Annotated in this window: 18 protein-coding genes; 7 read left to right on the forward strand and 11 right to left on the reverse strand. The window is 63.2% G+C overall.

What is annotated here, in order from left to right:
- Window positions 1-8 precede the first annotated feature (8 nt).
- The 9 genes from ABNP31_RS18605 to ABNP31_RS18645 all read right to left on the reverse strand — a co-directional run bounded on the left by ABNP31_RS18605 (window position 9) and on the right by ABNP31_RS18645 (window position 9,410).
- Window positions 9-1,364, reverse strand: coding sequence for a sigma-54-dependent transcriptional regulator (locus ABNP31_RS18605; protein ID WP_085663985.1), 1,356 nt, complete (start codon window positions 1,362-1,364; stop codon window positions 9-11).
- Window positions 1,364-2,581, reverse strand: coding sequence for a sensor histidine kinase (locus ABNP31_RS18610; RefSeq protein ID WP_085663984.1), 1,218 nt, complete (start codon window positions 2,579-2,581; stop codon window positions 1,364-1,366). Before ABNP31_RS18610 ends, ABNP31_RS18605 begins: the two co-directional genes overlap by 1 nt.
- A gap of 383 nt (window positions 2,582-2,964) precedes the next feature.
- A complete protein-coding gene (gene fleQ, locus ABNP31_RS18615; protein ID WP_046614590.1) occupies window positions 2,965-4,440 on the reverse strand; it encodes a transcriptional regulator FleQ in 1,476 nt (491 codons plus the stop codon).
- A gap of 166 nt (window positions 4,441-4,606) precedes the next feature.
- The gene (locus ABNP31_RS18620) at window positions 4,607-4,903 is read right to left on the reverse strand and encodes a flagellar protein FliT (RefSeq protein ID WP_075045931.1); all 297 of its coding nucleotides are present in this window, start codon (window positions 4,901-4,903) and stop codon (window positions 4,607-4,609) included.
- A 14-nt stretch (window positions 4,904-4,917) separates the two neighbouring features.
- Window positions 4,918-5,313, reverse strand: coding sequence for a flagellar export chaperone FliS (fliS, locus tag ABNP31_RS18625; protein WP_003257284.1), 396 nt, complete (start codon window positions 5,311-5,313; stop codon window positions 4,918-4,920).
- Between the two features lie 134 nt (window positions 5,314-5,447).
- Window positions 5,448-6,866, reverse strand: coding sequence for a flagellar filament capping protein FliD (gene fliD / locus ABNP31_RS18630; RefSeq protein WP_085589027.1), 1,419 nt, complete (start codon window positions 6,864-6,866; stop codon window positions 5,448-5,450).
- A gap of 78 nt (window positions 6,867-6,944) precedes the next feature.
- Entirely contained in the window at window positions 6,945-7,304 is a 360-nt protein-coding gene (locus ABNP31_RS18635) for a flagellar protein FlaG (RefSeq protein WP_015271224.1), read from the reverse strand.
- A 69-nt stretch (window positions 7,305-7,373) separates the two neighbouring features.
- The gene (locus ABNP31_RS18640) at window positions 7,374-8,222 is read right to left on the reverse strand and encodes a flagellin domain-containing protein (RefSeq protein WP_015271225.1); all 849 of its coding nucleotides are present in this window, start codon (window positions 8,220-8,222) and stop codon (window positions 7,374-7,376) included.
- Between the two features lie 252 nt (window positions 8,223-8,474).
- Complete coding sequence (locus ABNP31_RS18645) at window positions 8,475-9,410, reverse strand: ketoacyl-ACP synthase III (protein ID WP_085589029.1); 936 nt, start codon at window positions 9,408-9,410, stop codon at window positions 8,475-8,477.
- A gap of 311 nt (window positions 9,411-9,721) precedes the next feature.
- Here ABNP31_RS18645 and ABNP31_RS18650 point away from each other — a divergent pair, with 311 nt between their 5' ends.
- The 7 genes from ABNP31_RS18650 to ABNP31_RS18680 are packed head-to-tail and all read left to right on the forward strand — an operon-like array spanning window position 9,722 to window position 18,123.
- Window positions 9,722-10,840: a DegT/DnrJ/EryC1/StrS family aminotransferase gene (locus ABNP31_RS18650; RefSeq protein WP_350012647.1), complete on the forward strand. Its 1,119-nt coding sequence runs from the start codon at window positions 9,722-9,724 to the stop codon at window positions 10,838-10,840.
- A complete protein-coding gene (locus tag ABNP31_RS18655) occupies window positions 10,837-11,580 on the forward strand; it encodes a WbqC family protein (RefSeq protein ID WP_176240863.1) in 744 nt (247 codons plus the stop codon). The genes ABNP31_RS18650 and ABNP31_RS18655 overlap by 4 nt, the downstream gene beginning before the upstream one ends.
- Entirely contained in the window at window positions 11,573-12,553 is a 981-nt protein-coding gene (locus ABNP31_RS18660; RefSeq protein ID WP_238066710.1) for a hypothetical protein, read from the forward strand. The genes ABNP31_RS18655 and ABNP31_RS18660 overlap by 8 nt, the downstream gene beginning before the upstream one ends.
- Window positions 12,550-13,107, forward strand: a complete 558-nt coding sequence (locus ABNP31_RS18665) for a GNAT family N-acetyltransferase (RefSeq protein ID WP_085589037.1) — start codon at window positions 12,550-12,552, stop codon at window positions 13,105-13,107. The genes ABNP31_RS18660 and ABNP31_RS18665 overlap by 4 nt, the downstream gene beginning before the upstream one ends.
- On the forward strand, window positions 13,104-13,883 hold the full coding sequence (locus tag ABNP31_RS18670; protein WP_350012648.1) for a phytanoyl-CoA dioxygenase family protein: 780 nt from the start codon (window positions 13,104-13,106) through the stop codon (window positions 13,881-13,883). Before ABNP31_RS18665 ends, ABNP31_RS18670 begins: the two co-directional genes overlap by 4 nt.
- Before the next feature lie 5 nt (window positions 13,884-13,888).
- On the forward strand, window positions 13,889-14,617 hold the full coding sequence (locus tag ABNP31_RS18675) for a class I SAM-dependent methyltransferase (protein WP_085589204.1): 729 nt from the start codon (window positions 13,889-13,891) through the stop codon (window positions 14,615-14,617).
- 2 nt (window positions 14,618-14,619) lie between these two features.
- On the forward strand, window positions 14,620-18,123 hold the full coding sequence (locus tag ABNP31_RS18680) for a glycosyltransferase family 2 protein (protein ID WP_350012649.1): 3,504 nt from the start codon (window positions 14,620-14,622) through the stop codon (window positions 18,121-18,123).
- 124 nt (window positions 18,124-18,247) lie between these two features.
- Here ABNP31_RS18680 and ABNP31_RS18685 read toward each other — a convergent pair whose 3' ends face one another.
- Window positions 18,248-20,968: a glycosyltransferase gene (locus ABNP31_RS18685; RefSeq protein ID WP_350012650.1), complete on the reverse strand. Its 2,721-nt coding sequence runs from the start codon at window positions 20,966-20,968 to the stop codon at window positions 18,248-18,250.
- 54 nt (window positions 20,969-21,022) lie between these two features.
- Complete coding sequence (locus tag ABNP31_RS18690; protein ID WP_350012651.1) at window positions 21,023-24,598, reverse strand: glycosyltransferase; 3,576 nt, start codon at window positions 24,596-24,598, stop codon at window positions 21,023-21,025.
- Window positions 24,599-24,658: the final 60 nt, after the last annotated feature.

Raw genomic sequence — 24,658 nt, forward strand, 5'->3', positions numbered from 1 at the left:
AGTGTCAATCAGCCGAACAGGCTGGCCTCGACGTCAAACCCGGCATCGCGCATCTGCGCCAGCTTGTAGCGCAGGGTACGCGGGCTTATCCCCAGGCGTTCGGCCGCCTCTTTGCGGCGGCCGCGCTCGGCGCGCAGGGTGTCGATGATCATCTGGTACTCATGACGACGCATGTCATCGCCCAGCCCGCCGGGCTCGGCCACCACCTCGGATGACGGCTCTATGCCAGCTGACAATGGAATGGCGCCCGCCAGACAAAAATCCGCCGCCTCGATCACCCCGCCCTGCTGCAGGATCAGCGCCCGCTGCAGGGCGTTGTCCAGTTCGCGTACGTTGCCCGGCCAGGCATACGCCTGCAGGCAGGCTCGGGCCTGGGGCGACAGCTGCACCGGGGCGTGCTTCATCTTCGCCACGTGGCGTGCCAACAGGCGCTCGGCCAGTTGCAGGATGTCACCCGGGCGTTCGCGCAGCGGGCGCCAGGCCAGGGGGAACACCGACAGGCGGTAGTACAAATCTTCACGGAAACGCCCGGCCGCCACTTCGCCAGCCAGGTCACGGTTGGTGGTGGCCAGCACGCGAATATCCAGGCTGATGGGCTTGCGCCCACCCACCCGCTCCACCTCGCGCTCCTGCAGCACGCGCAGCAGCTTGGCCTGCAAGGCCATTGGCATTTCCGAGATTTCATCGAGCAGCAAGGTGCCACCTTCGGCCTGCTCGAACTTGCCGGCCTGGGCAGCGATGGCGCCGGTGAAGGCACCCTTCTCGTGGCCGAACAGGGTGGCCTCGAGCATGTTGTCGGGGATGGCAGCACAATTGATCGCCACGAAGGCCTGCGCCGCCCGCGGTGACTGCTGGTGAATGAAGCGCGCCAGCACTTCCTTGCCGGTACCGGATTCGCCGGAAATCAGCACGGTCGAGTCACTGCGCGCCACCCGCGTGGCCAGCTCCAGCAACTGTCGACTGGCCGGCTCGCAGGCCACCGGGCCTTCCTCTTCAGCCACGCGCCCGGCGGCATGCCGCTCGACCAGACTGAGCAAGGCCTTGGGTTCGAATGGCTTGACCAGATAGTCGGCAGCCCCTTGGCGCATCGCCTCGACGGCGCGCTCCACCGCGGCATGCGCGGTCATCAGCAACACGGGCAGTTGCGGTTGCTGGCGGCGCAGCTGGGCCAGCAGTTGGTGCCCATCCATGCCAGGCATGTTCACATCGCTGACTACCAGGCTGAAGGCCTCCTCCAGTACCGCTTCCAGCGCTTCTTCGGCACTGCCCACCGCCTGGTAGGCGAAGCCGCCGATTTCCAGGGTATCGCCCAGCGCCTGGCGCAATACGCGGTCGTCCTCGACCAGCAGCACCTTGATCGCCATTACATGCCCTCCGCCAGTTGCCCGTCGATCAACGGCAGCTCCACCCGCACACAGGTACCACGGCCAACCTTCGAGCGCAGGCGCAGCGTACCCTGGTGCGCACGCACCACAGCCTTGACCACGGCCAGGCCCAGGCCGGTGCCAGTGGCCTTGGTGGTCAGGAACGGCTCGCCCAGGCGGCCGAGCAGGTCGCCATCGATGCCACTGCCGGCGTCGCTTACACACAGGTGCAGACTGCGCTCGCGGCGCAACAGGTGCACCTTCAGTCGCGCCGGGCCGTCGCTGGCTTGCAGCGCATTTTCGATCAGGTTGAGCAATGCACCAACCAGGGTGTCCCGGTTGCACAGCAGCTCACCCAGGTGGCTGTCACACTGCCAGCGCACGGCGTGCCCTTGCACATGCGCCTGGGCAGCCTGCTGCAGGGCCTGGAACAAGGCTTTTGGCGTGACTCGATCATTCAGCGGCAGCTCGCCACGGGCGAATACCAGCATGTCGCGCACCTGGTGTTCCAGCTCGTGCAGGCGCTCCTTCAGGGTGCCGGCAAAGCGCTGGCGGGTTTCCGCGCCCAGCTCTTGTTCGGGATCAGCCAGGTGGCTGGCGTAGAGCATCGCCGCCGACAGTGGCGTGCGGATCTGGTGCGCCAGCGAGGCGACCATGCGCCCCAGCGAAGACAGGCGCTCGTGGCGAGCCAGCTGGTCTTGCAGGCGACGGGTTTCGGTCAGGTCGTTGAGCAACACCAACTGGCCAGGCTCGGCATCCAGCGAGCGAGTGGCAATGGACAGACGGCGGCCATCGCGCAGCGAGACTTCGTGACCGTCATCCTTGCGCGGGGCAAAGCTGCGGGCGATCACCTGGCGCCACAGCTGGCCGACCAGCGGCTCGCCGAGCAGTTCGCAGGCGGCCGGGTTGGCTTCGCGTACCAGGCCCTGGCCATCGATCACGATCACCCCGCCGGGCAGCAGGTCCAGCAGGTTCTGCAGGCGGTTGGCCAGGCGTTCCTTTTCGCTCAGTTCATCGATGCGCTGGGCGCTGACCACCGCCAGCTCGCCCTTGAGTTCGCTGACCCGGGCTTCGAGCAGGCTGTAGGACTGGCTCAGTTGGGTGGATACCTGACTGAACAGGGCGAAGGCCTGCTCGAGACCCTGACGGCTTTCCTGCTCGATCGGGGTTTGCCCCTGCGGATCGGGGGCTAGGGATACGTGGGCGGCCTGGGGCATCTTGCTCTCTCGCGTGGCTGACCGTCATAAAAACGGTGTGTTGCCAGCGGTGTAGCAATAGCCGTGCCGGAGATAGGGATTTGGGTTGGCTGTGCCGGCCTCTTCGCGGGTGAACCCGCTCCCACAGAGACCGCGCAGGCTTCAAGCCTTGCTCAGTACTGGGGATTTTGGCTCCCTGTGCCGGCCTCTTCGCGGGCATGCCCGCCCCCACAGGGACCGTGCAGGCTTCAAGCCTTGCGCAGTACTGGAGATTTTGGCTCCCTGTGCCGGCCTCTTCGCGGGCATGCCCGCTCCCACAGGGATATCACCGAATTCAAGCTGTGCATCGATCCTGTGGGAGCGGGCGCGCCCGCGAAGAGGCCGGTACAGGCAACCGCCAGCCGTCAATCCTCCGCCTGTTCCTCGCCGCCCTGGCGGCTCATGCCGTACTTGCGCATCTTCTCGACCAGGGTGGTACGACGTATACGCAAACGTTCAGCCGCGCGCGCAACGATACCGTTGGCATCATCCAGCGCCTGCTGGATCAGGCCCTGCTCCAGGCTACCCAGGTAGTCCTTCAGGTCCAGGCCTTCAGGTGGCAGCATGGCGTGGTTGCTGAAGTTCGGCGTATGGCCGTTGATCGCCACGCGCTCTTCCAGGTCGCTGCGCAGGCTGTCGACCATCTGCTCGTCTTCGTCATCAACGTAACGGAATTTCTTCGGCAGCTCGGACACGCCAATCACCCCGTACGGGTGCATGATCGCCATGCGCTCGACCAGGTTGGCCAGCTCGCGAACGTTGCCCGGCCAGCCGTGGCGACACAGCGACATGATCGACGCGGAGTTGAAGCGGATGGACCCGCGCTTCTCGTGCTCCATGCGCGAGATCAGCTCGTTCATCAGCAGCGGGATGTCTTCCACCCGCTCACGCAGTGGCGCCATCTCGATGGGGAACACGTTCAGGCGGTAGTACAGGTCTTCGCGGAACGTGCCCTCCTCGATCATGGTCTCGAGGTTCTTGTGGGTCGCGGCAATGATGCGCACATCGATGCTCTGGGTCTTGTTGCTGCCCACGCGCTCGAAGGTACGTTCCTGCAGCACGCGCAACAGCTTGACCTGCATCGGCAACGGCATGTCGCCGATTTCGTCGAGGAACAGGGTACCGCCGTTGGCCAGCTCGAAACGCCCGGCACGGCTGGTGATCGCCCCGGTGAAGGCGCCCTTCTCGTGGCCGAACAGTTCGCTTTCCAGCAGCTCGGCCGGGATCGCGCCGCAGTTGACCGGCACGAACGGCGCCTCGCGGCGCTTGGAATGGTAGTGCAGGTTGCGCGCGACCACTTCCTTGCCGGTGCCGGACTCACCCAGGATCAGCACGCTGGCATCGGTATCAGCCACCTGCTGCATCATCTGCCGCACGTGCTGGATGGCACGGCTGGTACCGACCAGGCTGCGGAACAGGTTGGGTTCGCGCTGGCGACCACGCTCGCGCGCCTGGTCGTACATCTCGCGATAGACCTGGGCACGGTGCAGCGAATCCAGCAGCTGGCTGTAGCTTGGCGGCATTTCCAGGTTGGAAAGCACCCGGCGGCGAAGGTCTTCCGGGAACTCCGCAGAAGAAATTTCACCTAAAAGCAGAACCGGAAGGAACTCATCCCACCCAGCCACTGTCTTAACGAGCCCAAGCACACTGCCCGGGGCGTTTACAGTGCCGATGAGCACGCACAGCACTTCGCGACTCGAAGACAATGGCTCGACCACCTGCTGCCAGTCCTGGCTGGAGCAAGCGAGGTTTTCTTCGCCGAGGAAGTTAAGCACCACCGCCAGGTCGCGGCGGCGTGCGCTGTCGTCGTCGATCAGCAGAATCTTGGTTTCACGCCACATGCAATAGCAACTTCCCTAGTCATATCGGCGCCCGAGGGCGTGCTCGACATCATTCCGACTGAATGGTCAGTGTTCGGACGTCTGAAATTCGAAAACAGCCACTAGTAAAGTCAAAAAACACCAGCCAGTCAAATTAATGGCGCATGGCTTTTGGCAACATCTGTGGTCAGGTGAATAGATGGTATACCTTTGCCGCATTCTTCGCCTGACGGATTTTCGTCATTTCATCCACCAAGGATTGACGTTCGCCACTTGCAACATCGATTAGTTGACGGTATACGGCCAGCAACTGCTCAAGGCTGGCACTGACATCGGCCTCGTTGCCTTTCGCCTCGCTCACCATGTCACCGATGCGCAAGCGGCATTCCAGGTCCAGCTCACCCACCGCTTCCCAGTTGCGCTCGGCCAGCGCCGCCAGCAGCATTTCCCGAGTCTGCTCGATCCGGGCGATTACTTCGTTCATGTCATCCTCCTTTATCAGGAAGCCGACGACTGATCGCCGATTGCGTCCCAACCTTCCTTCACAGTGATCAGCAGGCGCGCGACCTCGTCGATGATGGCCGGGTCACCCTTGACGTTGGCCTCGATCAGGCGACGGCTCATGTACATGTACAAGCTGTCCAGCTCAGCCAGGCTGTCGGCATGGTTTTCCAGGTCCAGGCCTTCACGCAGGCCGCCGATGATGTCGATGGCCTTGCCGATGAGGATGCCCCTTTGCGCGATGTCGTTGCGGGCAATGGCGCCCTTGGCCTGCGCCATGCGATCAAGGCCGCCCTGCATGAGCATCTGCACCAGGCGGTGCGGGCTGGCTTCGGACGTCTGCGCTGCGCCGTTGACTTTCTGGTACTGCCGAAGGGCCAACATCGGGTTCATGGATCTGCCTCGTTGCTGCGGTAAAAAGTTGCTTGTACCTGCTGTATCGCCTGTACGTCAAAAAACTTTAGGGGAAAAGCAAAAAGCCCGGGGCGTCTCGCGGACGCCGCCGGGCTTTTGGCATGTTCAGCCGATCAGGATTTCTTGGCCTGGGCGTTGATCGCTTCGAAGATCGAGGTGATCTGGTCGGCCTGGGCTTTCATCTTGCCCAGGGCGGTGTCCAGGGCCACGTACTTCTTGGTCAGCGATTCGGTCAGCGACTCGGTGCGGCGGTCAAGCGCGGCCTGCTGGTTGGCCAGTTCCGAGACCGCCTTGTCGAGGTTCGACTTGCGCGTTGCAAGGCTGCCATCGGTCTTGTTGTAAGGATCGATGGCCTTGTTCATGCGCTCGAAGATGCCGTCGGTACCGGTGAACAGCTCCTGCACTTCCGGGCCGAGCTTCTTGTCGTTCATCGCCGCGGTGAACTTGCTGCTGTTGAATTCGAGCGTGCCATCTTTCTGGGTGTTGATACCCAACTGGCTCAGCGTGGTCAGCTGGTCGCCGGCCCCCACCTCACTCAGCACCTTGCGCACATCACCCAACAGAGAGCGGGTGGTCGGGTCGTTGGTGAGCGGGCCGAGCACCAGCTTGTCATCGTCATCACGGCTGGTCGACGTCAGCGACGTGATCGCCTTCTGCAGCGTATTGTAGGCATCGACGAAGCTCTGGACCGACTTCTTCAGGCCATCGTTGTCCGCCGCAACGGTGACCGCGGTCGGCGTACCAGTGGCGACGCCGCTGGCCTTCGGGCTGACCCCGGTCAACTCCAGGGTCATGCCGCTGATGGCGCTATCGAGCGTGTTGGAGGCACTCTTGACCTTCAAGCCGTCGATGGTCAGTTCGGCGTCCTGGGCCTTGGCAGTGATGAAGCCCGCACCGGTCCCGGACATCTGCGTGGTGCCATCGATTGCCAGCTCGGCGATACCGCTCAGGGAGATGTCAGTCCCCGCACCTGTGGTGGTCGAGCTGAGCACCAGGCGCGAGCCGCCTTCCTCGTTGACGATGTTGGCGGAAATGCCGTTGGCGCTCATTTCCTTGTTGATCTGGTCGCGCACACTTTGCAGCGTCGCACCACTGGCCACGTCCAGGTTGTAGGTCTTGCCGTTCTGACTGATGGTCAGCTGGCCAGCACTGATCGGGCTGGTGGCACCACCGCTGAACTGCTGGCTGGCCACTTTCGAGCTGGTGGCCAGCTTGTCCACCACGATGTCGTAGCTACCCGCTACCGCCGAGTTGCTCGACTTGACCTTGACCACCGACTCGTTGGCCGAGGTCGCTGCATAGGCGTTGAACGACGGCGCATCCTTGTTGTTGAGCGCCTTCATGGCGTCCTGGAATGCCGTGAGGGCACTGCGCAGCGAGCCGATACCCGAAATCATCGCAGTGTTGTTGCTGGTTTGCCGAGTGATCTGCGCCTGTTTGGCGGATGTATCGGCCTTGACCAACGCGGTCACGATCTCGGTAATGTTGAGACCAGAACCCAGGCCTGTACTGGAAGTAATCGGGCTTGCCATGCTGTAGTCCCTCTCATCAACGCGTCAACCCGCTCCTGCGGGACAGACATGCTTCACTTCATTGGTGTTCGCCGCCAACTATACCTTGGCGTCGAACAGAACACTTTTGACATCGCTCAGGCTGTGAGCGATCCGCAGGGCCTCTTCCGAGGGCAACTGGCGAATCAGTTCACCACTGTCGGTAGCGATGACTTTGACCACGATCTTGCCGGATTCTTCATCCGTGGAAAATTCCAGATTGCGCTGCGACGCCTTCAGGAACTTTTCGATCTCCGAAACGGCATGTTTGACCTTGTCGGCATCCTGCACCGCCTTGGCGTCTTTCTTGTCGTCTTCGGGTTTTACGTTTTCCGTCGACCGGGCAACCGGTTTTTCGGCAACCTGCTCGGCCGGACGTGCGGCCGGATAAGACAGGTTCAGCTTGACGCTCATGTCCATGCCCACCACCTCGCAATGAAAAGGCGGGGAAGTGCCTTACCAGCACTTCCCCGCCAGCAACCAGGCAGATTAGCCCAGCAGCTTCAGTACTGCCGACGGCAGCTGGTTGGCCTGGGCCAGAACCGAGGTGGAAGCTTGCTGCAGGGTCTGCTGCTTGGTCAGCTGGGCAGTTTCAGCAGCGAAGTCGGTGTCCTGTACGCGGCCACGAGCAGCTTCGGCGTTTTCGTTGATGTTTTGCAGGTTGTTGATGGTGCTGGTCAGACGGTTCTGCGCGGCACCCAGGTCAGCACGGTTGCTGTTGATGGTTTGCAGAGCGGCGTCGATGGCCGAAACAGCAGCGCTGAAGTTGGCTTCGGCGGTGGTGGTGTCGGAACCCTGAATGTTGATCGAGGAAGTAACGCCCAGGTCCGAAGCGGTGAACTTGGCGCTCAGGTCGATGGTGATCTGGTTGGCGGAACCGGTGTTGGAACCAACCTGGAAGGTCATGACCGAAGCCGAACCGTCCAGCAGGTTCTTGCCGTTCAGCTGGGTGCTGTTGGCGATACGGGTCAGTTCCGAAGCCATCGACTGGAATTCTTTGTCCAGAGCGACACGGTCGTTGGTGCTGTTCGAGTCGTTTCGGGACTGAACGGCCAGTTCACGCATACGCTGCAGGATGTTGGTCTGCTCTTGCATCGCGCCTTCAGCGGTCTGGGCGATGGAGATACCGTCGTTGGCGTTTTTGATAGCCATGGTCTGACCACGGATCTGCGAGGTCATGCGGGTAGCGATCTGCAGGCCGGCGGCGTCGTCTTTGGCGCTGTTGATTTTCAGGCCGGAGGACAGACGGGTCATCGAGGTGCTCAGCGCATCGGAAGCACGGTTCAGGTTTTTCTGAACGCCCAGAGAGGTGGTGTTGGTGTTAACAGTCAAAGCCATGACGAATTCCTCGTTGGATTGGGTACTACGGCTTCCGGCCTTGGCAATTCGCCGGGTGTGGCACAGAGAACCTTCGTAATGTTTATCGTCGTCAGGGCAGTTTGCTTTAGGGCGATTTCTCACTTTTTTTGCTGGCATCCGGCCATCCCAATGAAATCAAGGGTTTGACGCCAGAAAACCATCATCAGAAACGAAAGAAGCGCGGCCCGAGGCCGGGCAGCGCTTCTTTGATAACGCGAGGGTGACGCTCGATCAGCCGTTGCGCTCGATGATCGCCGACCCCCAGGACAGGCCGACGCCGAAGCCACTGAGCGCAACGCGCTTGTGCTGCGAGTTCATCACGTGCTTTTCCAGCAGCAACGGGATGCTCGACGACACGGTATTGCCGGTCTCGACCATGTCCTTGACGAACTTCTGCTTGTGCGCGCCCTCGTCGAAGCGCGCAGACACGGCATCAACGATCGCCGCGCTGCCCTGATGCAGGCAGTACAGGTCGATGTCCTCGGCGCGCAACTGGCTGGCCTCGAGCAACTGCTGCAGGTGCGCAGGCACTTTGACCAGGGCGAAGTTGTAGACCTGACGGCCGTTCATGAAGAACTTGCCGTCGGTGGTGCGCAAGTGCTCGGCACCTGCACCATCGCTGCCGAACAGCGATTTGCCGAGCTGCCAGGCAGCATCCTCGCCCATCCAGGTCGCGGTCGCGGCATCCCCGAACAACATGGTCGTGTTGCGATCCTCGGGATCGACGATCTTCGAATAGGGGTCGGCGGTAATCAGCAGGCCATTCTTCAGGCCCGCTGCTTCCATGAAGCCCTTCATCGCATACAACCCGTAGACGTAGCCGGAGCAGCCCAGGGAAACATCGAACGCCGCGACATGCGTCGACAGCCCCAGCTTGTGCTGGACGATCGCGGCCGTATGCGGCAGGCCTTCGGCATCACCATTCTGAGTGACCACGATCACCGCATCGATGGCCGCCGGGTCAAGCGATGGATTGGCAGCGAACAGCGTCCTGGCCGCCTCGACGCACAGGTCAGAGGTTTCCTGGGCCGCATCCTTGCGCGGCAAGAAGGTCGAACCGATCTTGCCGAAGATGAAATCCTGATCCTTGCCGAATTTCGCACCCTGAGCGTAGTTATCCACGCCTTCTACAGGTACGTAACTGGCGATGCTTTTGATGCCAATCATTGTGGCTTCCCGATGGAAATGGCAAAAATTCGCAGGTAACGCGGCCATGGCTGCCAGAACTTGCACCCCACGGCGACGGGACTACCCACAGACTCAATAGATTAAAGATGCACGTTTCGACTGCCAAGTCACGATCAACGACAGATTGAACACAATCATACCAATGGAGAAGGTTGGCCGACTTCTTGCTATCAACCCATCAACCCGGTGCCGGCCGTCGGTTTCATGGCGAAACCTCGTCTGCGCACGTTGTACAGCGGCAGGGTCCAGCTTGCCCTGCTTCTATAACCGAAAAAACGAGCAGTGCCGCCATGGCCAAACCGATCACCGTAACCAGCCCTCTCCTGCCTCCCCTGGAAGAGTTCCTTCCTTATCTGGAGAGTATCTGGGAAAGCAAGCGCCTGACCAATGCAGGGCCGTTCCATCAACAGCTGGAAAGTGAGCTGGCCGAATACCTGGGCGTCAAGCACATATCGCTGTTCTCCAATGGCACCCTGGCGCTGGTGACAGCGCTGCAGGCGCTACGCGTGACGGGCGAAGTCATCACCACCCCCTACTCCTTCGTCGCCACAGCCCATTCGCTTTTGTGGAACAACCTCAAGCCAGTCTTCGTCGACATCGATCCGCGTACCAACAACCTGGACCCACAACGCGTCATCGAAGCGATCACCCCTGAGACCACGGCAATTCTCCCGGTCCATTGCTATGGCATCCCTTGCGACATCGGTGCCATCCAGGAGATCGCAGACACCTACGGCCTGAAGGTGATCTATGACGCCGCCCACGCCTTTGGTGTACGCCAGGACGGGCGCAGCATTCTCGACAATGGCGACCTGTCGATCCTCAGCTTCCACGCCACCAAGGTATTCAACACCTTCGAGGGCGGTGCAATCATCTGCCAGGACGAAAAGCTCAAGCGCCGTATCGATTTCCTGAAGAATTTCGGCTTTGTCGATGAAACCGTGATCATGGCCACCGGCATCAACGGCAAGATGAACGAGATCCAGGCAGCGTTCGGTGTGTTGCAACTGCGCCACATCGATGATGCCCTGCAGCGCCGCCGCCAGGTCTTCGAGCGCTACCGCCGGGCCCTGGAAGACGTCGCCGGTATCTCCCTGCTGCAACAGCCGGAAGGGCTCGACTGGAACTACGCCTATTGCCCCATCCTGATCGATGAACAACGCTTCGGTATCTCGCGCGATGCGCTGTACCAGCGCTATCGCGACCAGGACATCCTGGTGCGCCGTTACTTCTACCCACTGATCTGCGAATTCCCCATGTACCGGGGCCTGGCCAGCTCCAATCTGGAACGCCTGCCCAACGCCCTGAGGATCTCGAGCCAGGTGCTGTGCCTGCCGATCTATCCGGACCTGGACGTACCATCCCAGGAACAGATCATCGATATCCTGCTGCAGGCTCGCCAGGCATGACCCGACAGACCGCCCCCCGTTCGCCCGGGCGTCATCGGGTTGCCTTGATGCAGCCGTACTTCCTGCCATACCTGGGTTATTTCCAGCTGATCGCTGCTGCGGATCACTTTGTCCTCTATGACAATGTGCAATTCATCAAGAATGGCTGGATCGAGCGCAACCGTTATCTGCTCGACGGCGAAGCCAAGTGGTTTCGTATCGCCCTGGCCAAGGCCAGCCATACCCAGCACATCATGCAGCGGCGCATTGCCGAACAGTTCGAGCTCGCCGACCTGCTCAACAAGCTCGACTTCGCCTACCGCAAGGCGCCCCGTCGCGCGCCGGTGATGGCCTGGCTGGAAGCGCTGCTCACCCCGCCCGCTGACAGCATCGCAACGCTTGATGAGCGCCTGCTCAAGGCCTGCTGCACGCTGCTCGGCATCGACACACCGATATCACGCGCAAGCGCGCTGCCCATCACCGGCGAGGCCTCGAGCCAGGAGCGGGTCATTCAGATCGTTCAGGCGTGCGGCGCAACCCATTACCTCAACCCGATCGGTGGCGGGCACTTGTACCAGGCCGAGGCATTCCAGCAAGCCGGCATCACCCTGGAACTGCTTGGCGCCACGCTGCCCCCATATTCCCAGGGCAGCGACAGCCAACCCTTCGTTGCCGGGCTGTCGATCCTCGACGCCTTGATGTTCCAGGAGCCAGAAGTGGTGGGTGCCTGGGCCAGACTCGGAGAAATCCAAAGTGCCTGAGGCCATAGGCGGCTATTTCGAACTGGAACTGCGCAGCGGCCAGCACCCCTACCCACAAGCCAAGGCGTTCAACAGTGCCCGCTCGGCCTTTCGCGCCTTGATGCAGGCACGTGATCTGCGCCGTGTCCACCTCCCCCACTATATCTGCGCCGTCCTTGAACAAGCGCTGGCCGGCCTGGACATCGAAGTGTGCCGCTACACGCTGGACGCCGAACTCTCCCTGGCCGCCCTGCCTGACGTGGCTGCCGACGAAGGTCTGTTGTACGTCGACTACTTCGGGCTCAAGGCCGACTACGTCCGCCGGGTGCTCGCGCCCCGCTACGGGCAGCAGTTGATCATCGACAACTCCCAGGCATTGTTCAGCCAGGCATTGCCAGGCATTGCCACCCTCTACTCGCCGCGCAAGTTCGTCGGTGTGGCCGATGGTGGCTGGCTGGTCAATGGCCCCGCCCGGATGCCCGAGGCACAGCCCAGCGCTTCGCGCTACCGCTTCGCGGCACTGCTCGGAAGGCTCGAGCAGGCGGCCGAGCAGCACTACAACGAATATCAGGCAAATGAGGCAGCACTGGCCGAGCAAGGCGTTCGAGCCATGTCTGCCAGCACCGCGCGCATCCTCGACAGCATCGACTATGCAAGCGTGGCTGACCGGCGCCGCAACAATCTGAGCCTGTTGCGCGAGCGGCTGGACGGCTGCAATCGCTTCAGCGCCTGGCCCGGCGAGCTGCCTGCAGCCCTGTGCTACCCGCTGCTGCTCGATTCGCCTGCCCAGGCAAACCGCCTGCGCAGGCACCTGCTCGACCAAGCCATCTATGTTCCCTGCTACTGGCGGGAACTGATCGACAACCCGACGACACCCGCGCTGGAGCGGCATCTGGCCGAATGCCTGTTGCCACTGCCGATGGACCAACGCTACGGGGCCACGGACATGCACCGCCTGGCCGACGCCGTCATCCTGCATATGAGGACACCATGAGCATCAACGGCCAACGCATCGTGCTCAGAGCACTGGAACTCGAAGACCTGCCCATGTTGCACCGCTGGTCCAACGATGAAGCCCTGTGGAGCCTGCTGGGCGGCTGGCACTTCCCCGTCTCGCGCGAAGCTCAGCGGGATTGGCTGCTAGGCCTCAAGGGTGACCCGCTGAATCAACGCTTTGGTATCGAGGTCGCCCAGCACGGCCTGATCGGCACGGCCAACCTGGTGGGGATCGACTGGAAGAACGGCACGGCAGAGCACGGCATGATGATCGGCGACAGTTCACTGCGTGGCCAAGGCTATGGCACCGAGGTGATCAGCACGGTCATGCGCTACGCCTTCGATGAACTGGGCCTGCATCGCCTGTGGACGACCATCATCGAATACAACGAAGCCTCCCTCGCCACCTACACGCGCAAGGTGCCGTGGTCCATCGAAGGGGTCCAGCGCCAGTGGTACTATCGAAAAGGGCAACGCTGGGACCGGATCCTGCTCGGCGTCACCGCCGAAGACTATCGCCACTGGCGCGATGAGCAGGAGCAAGGCCGATGAATGCACTGCACGAAACCCTGCAGCGCAATGGCTACGCTTGCGTACCCGGCCTGATCGCCCAACCGCTGCTCGACCATTTGCGCAACGACCTGGCCACGGCCATCGAGCGATGCCGCCAGGTACAACTGGAAAACGGCATCACCCAGCGCACGGAACAGACGGCCCACCACATCATCACCCGTGACAGCCACTTCCCTGAACTGCTGGCCAGGTTCGCCGACTGGGGGCTGGTCGACACCCTCGCGCACATGCTCGGCGGTGTGCCGATACTCAACTCCTTTGGCGGCTTGAACAACCTGAACAGTACCGATGCCTACGTACGCAACGTGCACCGTGATGTCCGTTCGTGGTCTGCCGAGAACATGCAGATGGCCCAGGCCCTGGTGCTGCTGGACGACTTCACCGCCGACAACGGTGCAACACTGTTCCTGCCGGGTTCACATGGCGCCCCGCACAAGCCCACCGACGCCATTTTTGAAGCCCAGGCGCACACGGCCCTGGGCCGCGCAGGCTCGATCTACCTGTTCGATTCGCGCATCTGGCACGCCGCCGGGGTCAACCGCACCACCCTGCCCCGCCGCTGCCTTACCCTGACCTTCACCCGCAGCCATTTCAAGCCGCAATTCGACTACTGCCGGGCGCTCGGCGAAGCCTTCTGCGTCTCGCAACCGCCTGCGGTCCAACAACTGCTCGGCTGGTATGCCCGTACCCCGACAACCCTTCATGAGTGGTACCAGCCTGAAGATCAGCGCTTTTACCGCAAGAACCAGGGATGAGCCCCATGACCACACGCGACTACAACAAAGAGTTCCAGGACAACGCGCACCGCAGCTATTTCTATGATTTCGATGCGCGGCTCAGGGGCTACATGCTGGACACCTTCTCGCCCTGGCTGGTCAACGGCCCGGCGCTGGAGATGGGCTGCTTCGAAGGCGCCTTCACCGCCCTGTTCGCCAAGCGTTTCCCCGACCTGACGGTGATCGAGGCGGCCAGCGACCTGATCGAGGTGACGCGCAAGCGTGTCGATGCGCCCATCCAGTTCATCTGCAGCACGTTCGAACAAGCCCAGGTCGAACCGCGCTACAGCAACATTTTCCTGATCCACACGCTGGAACACCTGGACGACCGCCGTGGCGTGCTGGAGCGTGTGCGTGGCTGGCTGGCGCCCGGCGGTCGGCTGTTCATCGCCGTCCCCAACGCCAACGCACCATCGCGCCAGATCGCGGTGAAGATGGGTCTTATCGAGCACAACAGCGCCGTCACCGAAGGCGAGCGCCTGCACGGCCACCGCGTGACCTACAGCCTCGACACCCTTGAGCAGGAAGTACGTGGCGCCGGCTGGACCGTGCGCCAGCGAGGCGGCGTGTTCTTCAAGCCTCTGGCCAACTTCCAGCTGGACAAGGCCCTGCAGAGTCAACTGATCGACGATCGATTCATGGATGCCTGCCAGGCCCTCGGCATGGTCTACCCGGACCTGTGCGCCAGCGTCTACGTCGTCTGCGAGAACTGAACATGACCCCTGCAAGCCTGCACGGCAAGCCGCGCCACCCCTACTACATCTGCGCACCCGATTACCGCGAAACCTCTTCCGGTGTGTGCGTGCTGCATTACCTTTGCCACGCCCTGAACCTGGCAGGTCATGAAGCCTACGTGACTCATTGCAAGGTCAACCCAGCACTGCGCACGCCGATCCTCACCGATGAGATCCGCCTGCGCCACATGGCCCTTGGCCTGGCCCCCATCGCGGTGTACCCGGAAGTCGCCGATGGCAACCCGATCGGCGCACCGATCGTGGCCCGCTACATCCTCAACCGTGAAGGCTTCCTGACCGGCAGGGCCATCGATGCCCGGGAATCGGACCTGTTCTTCTACTACACCCAGGATTTTCGCGGTAATGCCAAGAGCGACGACCTGCTGCTGCTGCCGGTAATCGACTCGGAACTGTTCTCGCCACCTGCCGAGCCGATCGAACGTCGCGGTCACTACCTCTACCTCAATCGCTTCGACAAGACCAAGGTCGACTACTCGCTGCTGCCGGACGACATCGAAGTGCTGAGCCTGGCCAACCCGAAGACACTTGCGCAACTGGCGCAGATCTTCCGTCAGGCCTCGGTGCTGTACAGCTACGAGATTTCCGCCACCTGCACAGAAGCCATGCTGTGCGGCTGCCCGGTCATCTACATGCCAGGCGGCCATGTCACGGCCCAGCCATTCGTCGAACAGTTCGGTAACGCCGGTTCGGCCTTGTACCACGAGCCCGGGGGGCTGGAGCGCGCCCGCGCAAGCGTGATGCAAGCGCGTATGCGCTGGCTGGATATCGAGCGGGCGTTCTGGCCGCAACTGCAGCGGTTCATCGATACCACCCAGCGCGCGGCGGTGCGCCACGTTGTGCAAAGCCAGGTGCCTTCAGTCAGGGACTGGCTGCTGCAGCGCCAACTCACCCCCGTGCAGCAGCAGCTGACCGAGGCACGTCGCCAGCAACTGTCGGGGCTGACCAGCCTGACCTTGCTGGTACGCGATGAAAAAGGCGATGCCGCCGCACTTCAGGACACGCTCGACAGCATCGCCTGGTGGCGCACGTCGTCCTCCATCCGCCTGAGCACCGTGGTGCTCAGCACCCGGACAGCGCCACCAGCACTTGCCGCAGGTGTGCGCTGGCTGCATTGCACGGCCCCGGGCGCCCTCGAACTGAACGAGGCCCTGCAACGCGAAGACAGCGACTGGATGATGCTGCTCGACGCTGGTGACGAGATCCTGCCGTCCGGCGCCCTGATGCTGGACCTGGAACTTGCCGGTGCCGAAGGCTGCCGCATGCTGTACTGCGATGGCATGTTCCGCTCCGCCGAAGGCCCTGGCGCCGTATTGCGCCCAGGCGTCAACCTCGACTACCTGCTGAGCCTGCCGCTGGCCATGGCGTCCCACTGGCTGGTACGGCGAACCTTGGCGCTGCAGGTCGGCGGCTACGACCCGAGCCTGCCACGTGCATTGGAACTGGACCTGACCCTGCGCCTGATCGAACAGGACGGCCTGGCCGGCATTGCTCACCTCGATGAAGCCTTCATCGTCAGCAACACCCCTTTGATCGAAGACAACGCCGACGAGCGAAATGCCATCAGCCGACATCTGGCCAACCGCGGCTACGTCAACGCGCAAGTGCTGGAAAGCCCCGCTCGCCATTACCACATCAAGTACGGTCATGCGCAGCAACCGCTTGTATCGATCGTTATCCCGACCCGCGACAACCTGGCCCTGCTGCAACGCTGCGTGGAAAGCCTGCTGGAAAAGACAGGCTACCCACATTTTGAAATCATCCTGGTCGACAACGACAGCCAGGATCAGCAGACCCATGACTGGCTGAACAACATGGCCATGATCGGCCAGGACCGCCTGAGCGTGCTGCGCTACCCTGGGCCGTTCAACTTCAGCGCCATCAACAACTTCGCCGCAGGGCAGGCCCGCGGTGAATACCTGGTGTTGATGAACAACGATGTGGCTGTGCTCGACGAGCATTGGCTGGACGAATTGCTCAACCACGCCCAACGCCCTGAAGTCGGCGCAGTCGGGGCCAAATTACTGACACCTGCAGGGCGTATCCAGCACGCCGGGCTTATCGGCGGCCTGCATGGCCCTGCCGGCAGCCCATCGCTGGACCAACCTGCCAACGCCAGCGGCTACCTGCAGCGCCTGCACGTCGACCAGAGCATGAGCGCTGTCAGTGCCAGCTGCCTGATGGTCGATAAAGCGCTTTACCTGGCTGCCAACGGCATGGACGAAGAACACTTCCAGGTCACCTGCAACGATCTCGACTTGTGCCTGAAGCTGGTCGAGATGGGCTACCTGAACGTCTGGACGCCGCATGCCACGCTGGTTCATGAAGGGGGCGCCAGCTGGGCACAAGTGCGCAAACTGCCGCAGATGCGCGAACGCTTCGCCCAGGATCAGCACAATGCCTATGCCAAGTGGCTGCCCCAGCTGGCCAACGATCCGGCACACAACCGGCACCTTTCCTTGCATGGCAGCGGCTTTGAATTCGAGCGTTTGATGGAGCTGAGCTGGCGGCCGTTGTGCTGGCGGCCGCTGCCCGTGGTGCTGGCCTGCCCGAGCCAGGACGAGCATGCTGCGGCGCAACTGCAAGCGGCATTCAACAACCTGCGTGACACAGGGCAGATCGACGGCTGCGTTAGCGATCGCCTGCTCAGCCCGGTCGAAGTGCAACGCCTGCGCCCTGACGTGATCGTGCTCCAGCACACCTGCGACGCTCGCCGGCTGCCGCGCCTGAGCCAGATGCTGGGCCTGTCGTCGGCGTTCAAGATCCTTCAGGTGACTGCCCTGCCGAACACCGCCGCAGAACGCGACACCCTCGAGCAAGCGGCGCGCATGGTGGACCGCATCGTGGTCTGCAGCCAGGCACTGGCCAACAATCTCGAGGGCCTGCATGACGATATCCAGGTCATCGACAACCGACTCGATGGACAATGGGCAGACCTGCCGCGACCTGTTCGACTCGAAGGCAAGCCTCGCCTCGGCTGTGCCTTCCTCGGCAACGACCCGGCCTCGGCCGAACTGGCCGAGCAGGTGGTTCGTCACTGGGCCTCACGCGTGGACTGGGTACTTTGGGGAGATGTACCGGCACACCTGCAACAGCATGCCCGCGAACTGCACCCGGCACAGGTACAGCATTCGCCCAGGCTGCTGGCCAGCCTGAACCTTGATGCTGCCCTGCTGATTCGCAGCGACAGCACCCAGGCTGTCTACGACGACGCTTTGGCACTGATGCAACTCGGCGCCTGCGGCTATGCGGTGGCCTGCAGCGACGTAGCCACCCTGCCCGCCAGCCTGTGCGTCACACGTGCGGCCAATGAAGTATCGGCCTGGAACGACGCCATCACTGCCTTGGTCGACGATGAGCCAGCCCGGAACCACCAAGGCGCGGCACTGCGTGCACAGGTGGGCCAGGCAGCCATGGCTGACGCAGCCTACCTGCAGAGGCTGTCGACGGCCTGGCTGCCAGGTTGATCGATGGTGGCTGAGTCGCGCACTCAGCCGCCACTGCCGCCAGGCAATGAAAAATCCGCTACCCACGACAGGTAGCGGATTTTTTTTTGCCGCATTGCCAGACGACGCTGGCCGAATGCCTGGCTCAGTGCTGACGCGCAGGACTCAGCGCATCACAGGCCCAAGTGCTGGCAAACGCGTCAGGCCAACGCGCCTGCAACACGCCACAGGCCACCGGGTCGGCCACGTTCGGCGCATCGTCGAACAGCTGCGCCACAGGCGTCCAGGCCACCAGCAAGCCCGCCGCCGCCGCCGCCAGGCAGACGTCCAGGTCGAAAGCCCGTAACGGCTGCAGGCCACCGCAATGGTCGAACAGATCACGGCGCAGCAACATGCAGTCGGCGGAAACCGCGGCGCAGTTGCGCACCGACGCTGGCCAGCGTGCCTTGCCACAGTCCACCACCGACATGCCCTGCCATGGCTGGTGCAGCACCGGCCCCTGCAACAAGTCGAAGCCAGCATGCACAACCGTGCCGTCGCGCGCGAGCAAACGGGCGCCGACGACACCTACTTCAGGCCTGAGCCCCTCGTTGAGCAACCCTTCGATCCAGGCCGGCGAAATCACTTCGCAGTGCTCGGCAAGCAGCAGCAGGTATTCACCCCGAGCCTGTTCCGCCGCCAGGTTGAGCAACGCCTCACGCCCGCTCGCCGTGCCTGCCAGCAGCACGACACGCTGGCCAAACCCTTGCAGCGCGGCAGCGGTAGCTTCGGCGTGTTCGGAATTACAGGCAACCCGCAGCTCGTAGCGCGGGTAACGGGTGCGCTGCAGGACGCTGGTCAGGCAAGCCTGCAAACGCTGCACGTCACCTTCGGCGGCCACCAGAATGCTCACCAGCGGTGTGGCCGAATGGCGGAAGTCCACCACCAGGCCAGCCTCGCCCTGGTCGTGCACTTCACCACGGTAACCCAGCAGCGTCAGGTGCCGCTTGAGCGTAAGCAGCGCATCGGCCTGCAGCGCCGGCGTCGCCTGGCTGCCCACCACGAGGTATTCGTCCATGTGGGCCAGGCCGCCCTGCCCATGCTGCTCCACCAGGCGCAACAGCAAGTCGAACTCCAATGCATGGCGGCAGGTTTCGCTGTAGCCACCCAACTCCACCACGGTCTCGCGGCGCACGCACCAATGCCGCGACATCAGCCCCGGTTGTGCACGCAGCAGGTCGAGGTTGCTGCCTGGGCGAACCACGCCATGCAGGCGGCCCTCGGTGTCACGCTGCACTTCATTGGCACAGACCGCCTGGCAACCCGGGGCTTCGGCCAGCTCCTGCTGCAAGCGCAGCAAGCCACCGCTGACCAAGGTATCGCCGGCCTCCAGCAACATCAGCCAATCGCTGCTCAGTTGACGCACTTGCTGGTTGAGGTGGGTGACCCAGTTGCTTTCATTGACTTGCACGAAATGCAGGGTATCGCGGGCGGTGGTGATCGCCGGCGGCTTGCCACCCTTGAGCACCACCAGTTTGAACTGGCGCAACCCGCTGGCCAGCAGGCTGTCGAAGGTCGCCTGCAACGCCAGGTCGTCGTCGCCCAGGTCGACAATCACGAAAGTGACCTGCGCCCCCGGGCGCTTGTTCAGGTGTGCCAACAGGCGCTGCTGTGCGGCCCTGTCCGGCGTGGCAGCGGCCAGCGCGTCAAGCACCTGGCCAGACCCCGTACTGCGCAACCAGCCGTTGCCATCGATACCGGGCACCGCCTCCAGGCGCGCAAGCCAATCACCCAGTTCGCGGGCGCGCTCACCATCGTCATTGCCGGTGAGGGTCGGTACCAGGCGCTGGCAGACCTCCAGGTTGAACAAGCCCAGCGCCAACGCTTTCCAGTAACGCTGCTGCAAGGTTGCGGCGGTGTCGTTGGGGTGCACCTGCAACAACTCGCGCTGGCGCACCCAGGTGCCCTCCAGCGCCTGGCGGTGGGCTTGCCCGGTCGGCCAGGCATGGCAGAGGAATTCCAGCGCGCTCAGGCGCTCGAACAGCGCGCCATTGTAGTAAGGCAACTCGACATACTGCCGCGGCTCGAAAATACGCTCCGGTTCGCCGATCACCGTGCCCCATGGCGAGGTGAACAGCAAAGGTGCTTCGCCCTGGTCGTAGGTCGCGCGCACAAAACGATTGAGTACGGCAAAACCAGCCTCGTCATTGCACAGCTCGCCCCCCCATTCGCGCAGCAGGCGCACGGTACGGGTCAGCTGTTCGTCGCGAGCCACGGGGGTCAGCATGCTCGGCGCGAACTCGCAGACCACATCGGTCTGCGCCAGTTGCGCGATTCTGCCTGCGGCGACCAGGGCGCAAGACAAGGCCACGCGCCAGCCAGCGAAATCCAGCTCGCCCGGCAAGGTGTCGAGCAGCGCCTGCACTGCCCCGACCCGCAGTACCGCACGCCAGGCCTGCTGACCAGCCATGGCGTACTGGCGCAGGCGTGCGCGCGCACTGTCATCGGCTGCGGCCTCGAAGGCCGAGCCCATCTTGTGGTAGGCCACCTGGGCATTGCCCGGCGCATAGCCCAACGCGTAGCCCTGAGCGCCCTGCACCTGAGGTTGCGCATGCAAGCAGGCAGCGGCCTGCTGCAGGGCCGACGCCAACACGAAATCGGCATCCAGGGCCAGGGTCACGAACGGAGTGGCGACCTGTTGCAAGGCCAGGGCCAGGCGGGCGCTGCACTGCGCGCCCGCGGTGTCCGCCTGCAGTGGCTCCAGGGCCAGGCAGGGAATGCCCGCCTGGCGATAGTAATGGATGGCTCGGGCACGATGGTCCGGCTGTTCATGCCCAAGCAGGACGACGGTCACTTGGTTGTGCGACCCGATTACGGTTTCGGCCATAGGGCACCTGTTCATGTTGTTGGTCTGGCGCCCGACGGTGGCAGGCCCCAAGGTTCAATCCGCCAGCCAGGCGTTGGCCCACTGTTGCAGGTGGTGTGGCATCAGCACGTAGTCCCGCAGCACCGTTTCGCGCAGGGCATCACCCTGGCGGTAGCTGGCCTGGGGGTCGGCCAGGTGCATGCGGATCGCATCCAGCCATTGTTCCGAGGTGTTGTTGCGCACCCGCGTGCAAGGCAGGTAGCCGTCATAGGCCTTGGTGTCGGTACAGATCACCGGGAAGCCGCACGCACCATACTCAAGCAGGCGCAAGTTGCTCTTGCAGTCGTTGAACAGGTTCTGTTCGAGCGGCGCCAGTGCCAGGTCAAGGTTGAGGCTGGCCAGCTTCTGCGGGTACGACGCCAAGGGCACGCCTTTGTGGAACTCCTTCACATAAGGCCGCAAGGCATCCGGGCACATACCGAAGAATACCCAGTCGACCTCGTCGGCCAGGGCCTTGATGACGTCCAGCAACAGCTCCAGATCGCCCCGGTGGCTGGTGCCCCCCGCCCAGCCCACGCGCGGCCGCGCGCTTGTCTGGCGCTCGCTGGCCAGCCCGGCCCACAGCGGGGCGGCAAGCATGTTGGGGACTACACGGATATCGTGGTGCATGCTCGACAGTGCATCGGCCAGCGGCTGGGTCGACACCACCACCCGGTCGCACAAGGCAATACCCTGGGTGACCAGCTCGCGCATGTTGGCCGGTATGTTCCGCGCATGGGCGTTCTTTTCCGGCACCTCGATGATGTAGTCGTCGATCTCGTAGATGCGTCGGGCGTTCGACAGACGCTTGAAGCGCGTCATTTCATCGATCGAATTGACCGTGTAGCGACACTGCAAGATCATCACGTCGGGCTTCTCGCGCTCGATCTCGATCATCTCCGGAGTACTGTAATCAAGCCGCCCCTGGATCCAGCCAGCGCGCTCCAGCTCGGTGAACGGCTGTGCCACCCGGTAGTGACCGACCGCCGAAGTGTTGATCGGCAACGCCAACACCGACGGCAGCACACGGCTGATGAACGGGTCCCAGCCACGACGCTGTCCGGCATCGAGGTTGAAGCTGGCCATCTTCAGGCTCAGGTTGCGGTTATAGGCAGGGTCGCGGGCAACCTTGGCCAACCAGCGTTCATGGAAGATGTCCTTGTCCAGCACCTTGCGCTGCCTGTCGGTCCGCACGTCACGGGTCGAAGCGAAGCGAACGAGCACCGCATGGGGCGTCCACACCGCCAGATAGCCTTGTTCGCGGATGCGCAGGCAGAGGTCGGCGTCCTGCAGGCCGCCCTTGAGGCCCTGCACATCGAAACCGCCCAGCGCGGCGAACAGCTCGCGGCGCACCAGCAGGCAGTCCAGGCTCAGCGCGCTCCAGTTCTGCACGGCATTGAGCCGGAGCATGTAGCCGCCGCTGTCAGCCGGCATGCCAACGAACGGGCTGCTGACGCCGCCATGCAGCCCCAGGACCAGCCCGGCGCCAAAGATCTCGCCGCTTTGGGTACATAGCTTGGGCGCCACCACGCCGACCTCCGGGCGCTGGGCCTGGGCCATCAACTGCTCCAGCCAGGAACGGTCGAAGGCGGCGCAGGCGCTGTCGAGCATCAGCAGGTAGTCGCCACGGGCAGCCTCGCTGGCCTGGTTCAACTGCGCCAGCTGGCTGCCGCTGGCCACCTCGATCACCCGCAATTGGTTGCTGCCCAGCCCCTGCATGGCCTGCAGCCATTGACGCAGGTCGGCAGGCGTATCCGGCGAGGCGATCAGCAGCACCTCGAAATGGCCATACCGGGTGTGTTCGAACACGGACTCGACACAACGCATCGCCGCGCTCAGGTCGTCCCCGAGCGTAACCAGGATCGACACCAGGGCTTGCTCCGGGTGCCGGTACGCCACTTGGCACAACGACATGCCTTCGGCACCGACAACCTCGGCATCGACGCCCAGCCGCTGCAGATGGGCCCGCACCACGCGTGGCGCCTGCTGTGCGCAGCGCGGGTCGTGCAGCCACTGGCCAAAGTCGTGCTGGCAATGCACCAGAAGTTCGTCGATGTGCTCGATGACCTGCAAGCCCTGGTGTTCCGCCAGGCGCCACAGCAGGTCGTGGGGTGCAAGGGTATCGAAGTCCGGGTCGAAGCCGCCGACCTCGCGCAGCGCCGTACAGTTGAATGCCAGTACGCGCCCTACATATGGCAGGCTGCGCATCAGGTCGAGGTTGAAGTCCGGCTTGAAGATGGGTGTTGTCGGGCGCAGCCCGTCATGGCTACCTTCGTCGACATAGATGCAGGCCCGCTCGCGAAGTGCCATGCGCTCGCCCATGATCGCCAGAGCATGGGGCACCAGGCGGTCGCCAGCGCGCAACAGCAGTATCCAGTCGGCATCGTCGGCACGCGCCAGGCGCGCCTGCAGCTGGGCCAGGCCATTGCCCTGCACGAGCATGCGTTCAACCGCGACCGGGTGGCCTGCCAATTCCAGCGTCGCCGGTGCCAGCAGCCAGGTACCGGCTGCCGAACAGGACTGCGCGGCAAGGCTGTCCAAGGTCGCGCGCAGGGCCAGTTCCTCACCCGCCTCGGCCCAGATCACCGGGACGATGCGCGGCTGCCGGGGCCACTGTTCGAAGCGCTTGGGCAACGCCTTGAGCTGTGCAGCCGACAGGTCACGGCACTCCAGCCACTGGGCATACACCTCTTCAAACGACAGGCAGTCAGTGCCAACCTGCTGCGCCTGGCGGGCCTGCTGTGCACCGTACAGGCGGTTGAGTTCGTACTCGTCCCACTGCGCACCCTGCTCGCCCTGGTACCGCTCCAGCGACAAGTAGCGCACCCAGCCACTGGCCGGTGCGGCCTCGCTTGCCCGCGCGGCCAGCATTGCCTTTATCCAGTCGGTCTCGATGGGGAAGGCCAGGGTCATGCCTGCCTGGTGGCTCAGGCGCGCAGGGTGCAGACGCTCCATGCTGAGGAAGCGTGACAGGTGCCCCAGGTTGCCTCGGCGCATGAGGCAAATGTACAGCGCCATGTCCAGGCGCGCGGCAAACCCGCTGCCCTCCTGCACCAACGCCGGCAGGAACTCGGCCACCAGGTCACGGCGCATCAGTGCATGGCTGAGGCCGCCGAACAGGTTGGGGGCGTTCGTCTCCAACGCTTCGAGCAAGTCGCTGCCCTTGACTACCGCATCCTCCGGGCACATCACCGCATTGAGCATGCGCGGCGGTAGCAAGGCATCGTCGGCCGCGCACAGCATGCGCTGGCAGATGGTCATGCTGACATCGGCATGCTGTTCCATGACCGCGGCCTGCAGGCCGACACATTCGGGGAACAGTCGGTCGTCGTCGCAGAGGAACTTGATCAGCGGCCCTTCAGCATGCCCCAGGCACGCCAGCAGGTTGCGGGCGAACCCAAGGGTCTGCGGATTGCGCACGTAGCGCACCGGCTTGCCGGTCTCACCTACCACCTCGTCGACGATACGCTGGATCTCCAGGCCCCGGCTGTCGTCGCAGACCAGCACCTCCAGCGCCGAGTAATCCTGGTTGAGCGCGCTGAGCAACGTGGCGCGGAAGAACTCGGGGTTGAAGGCTGGGATGGCGATGCTGACGAGGGTCTGTTGATTCACGGCGAAGACCTTGAAGAGGTGGCGTGGCCAGCACCGAATGGGCTGGCACACGCCGGATGA

This window comes from Pseudomonas asiatica (genome assembly GCF_040214835.1).
Lineage (GTDB): Bacteria > Pseudomonadota > Gammaproteobacteria > Pseudomonadales > Pseudomonadaceae > Aquipseudomonas > Aquipseudomonas putida_Z.

What these genes read in the sequence shown, in the direction of transcription:
- ABNP31_RS18605 (WP_085663985.1), bottom strand. Translation starts at nt 1,364, where the DNA reads ATGGCGATCAAGGTGCTGCTGGTCGAGGACGACCGCGTATTGCGCCAG.
- ABNP31_RS18610 (WP_085663984.1), bottom strand. Translation starts at nt 2,581, where the DNA reads ATGCCCCAGGCCGCCCACGTATCCCTAGCCCCCGATCCGCAGGGGCAA.
- fleQ (WP_046614590.1), bottom strand. Translation starts at nt 4,440, where the DNA reads ATGTGGCGTGAAACCAAGATTCTGCTGATCGACGACGACAGCGCACGC.
- ABNP31_RS18620 (WP_075045931.1), bottom strand. Translation starts at nt 4,903, where the DNA reads ATGAACGAAGTAATCGCCCGGATCGAGCAGACTCGGGAAATGCTGCTG.
- fliS (WP_003257284.1), bottom strand. Translation starts at nt 5,313, where the DNA reads ATGAACCCGATGTTGGCCCTTCGGCAGTACCAGAAAGTCAACGGCGCA.
- fliD (WP_085589027.1), bottom strand. Translation starts at nt 6,866, where the DNA reads ATGGCAAGCCCGATTACTTCCAGTACAGGCCTGGGTTCTGGTCTCAAC.
- ABNP31_RS18635 (WP_015271224.1), bottom strand. Translation starts at nt 7,304, where the DNA reads ATGGACATGAGCGTCAAGCTGAACCTGTCTTATCCGGCCGCACGTCCG.
- ABNP31_RS18640 (WP_015271225.1), bottom strand. Translation starts at nt 8,222, where the DNA reads ATGGCTTTGACTGTTAACACCAACACCACCTCTCTGGGCGTTCAGAAA.
- ABNP31_RS18645 (WP_085589029.1), bottom strand. Translation starts at nt 9,410, where the DNA reads ATGATTGGCATCAAAAGCATCGCCAGTTACGTACCTGTAGAAGGCGTG.
- ABNP31_RS18650 (WP_350012647.1), top strand. Translation starts at nt 9,722, where the DNA reads ATGGCCAAACCGATCACCGTAACCAGCCCTCTCCTGCCTCCCCTGGAA.
- ABNP31_RS18655 (WP_176240863.1), top strand. Translation starts at nt 10,837, where the DNA reads ATGACCCGACAGACCGCCCCCCGTTCGCCCGGGCGTCATCGGGTTGCC.
- ABNP31_RS18665 (WP_085589037.1), top strand. Translation starts at nt 12,550, where the DNA reads ATGAGCATCAACGGCCAACGCATCGTGCTCAGAGCACTGGAACTCGAA.
- ABNP31_RS18670 (WP_350012648.1), top strand. Translation starts at nt 13,104, where the DNA reads ATGAATGCACTGCACGAAACCCTGCAGCGCAATGGCTACGCTTGCGTA.
- ABNP31_RS18675 (WP_085589204.1), top strand. Translation starts at nt 13,889, where the DNA reads ATGACCACACGCGACTACAACAAAGAGTTCCAGGACAACGCGCACCGC.
- ABNP31_RS18680 (WP_350012649.1), top strand. Translation starts at nt 14,620, where the DNA reads ATGACCCCTGCAAGCCTGCACGGCAAGCCGCGCCACCCCTACTACATC.
- ABNP31_RS18685 (WP_350012650.1), bottom strand. Translation starts at nt 20,968, where the DNA reads ATGGCCGAAACCGTAATCGGGTCGCACAACCAAGTGACCGTCGTCCTG.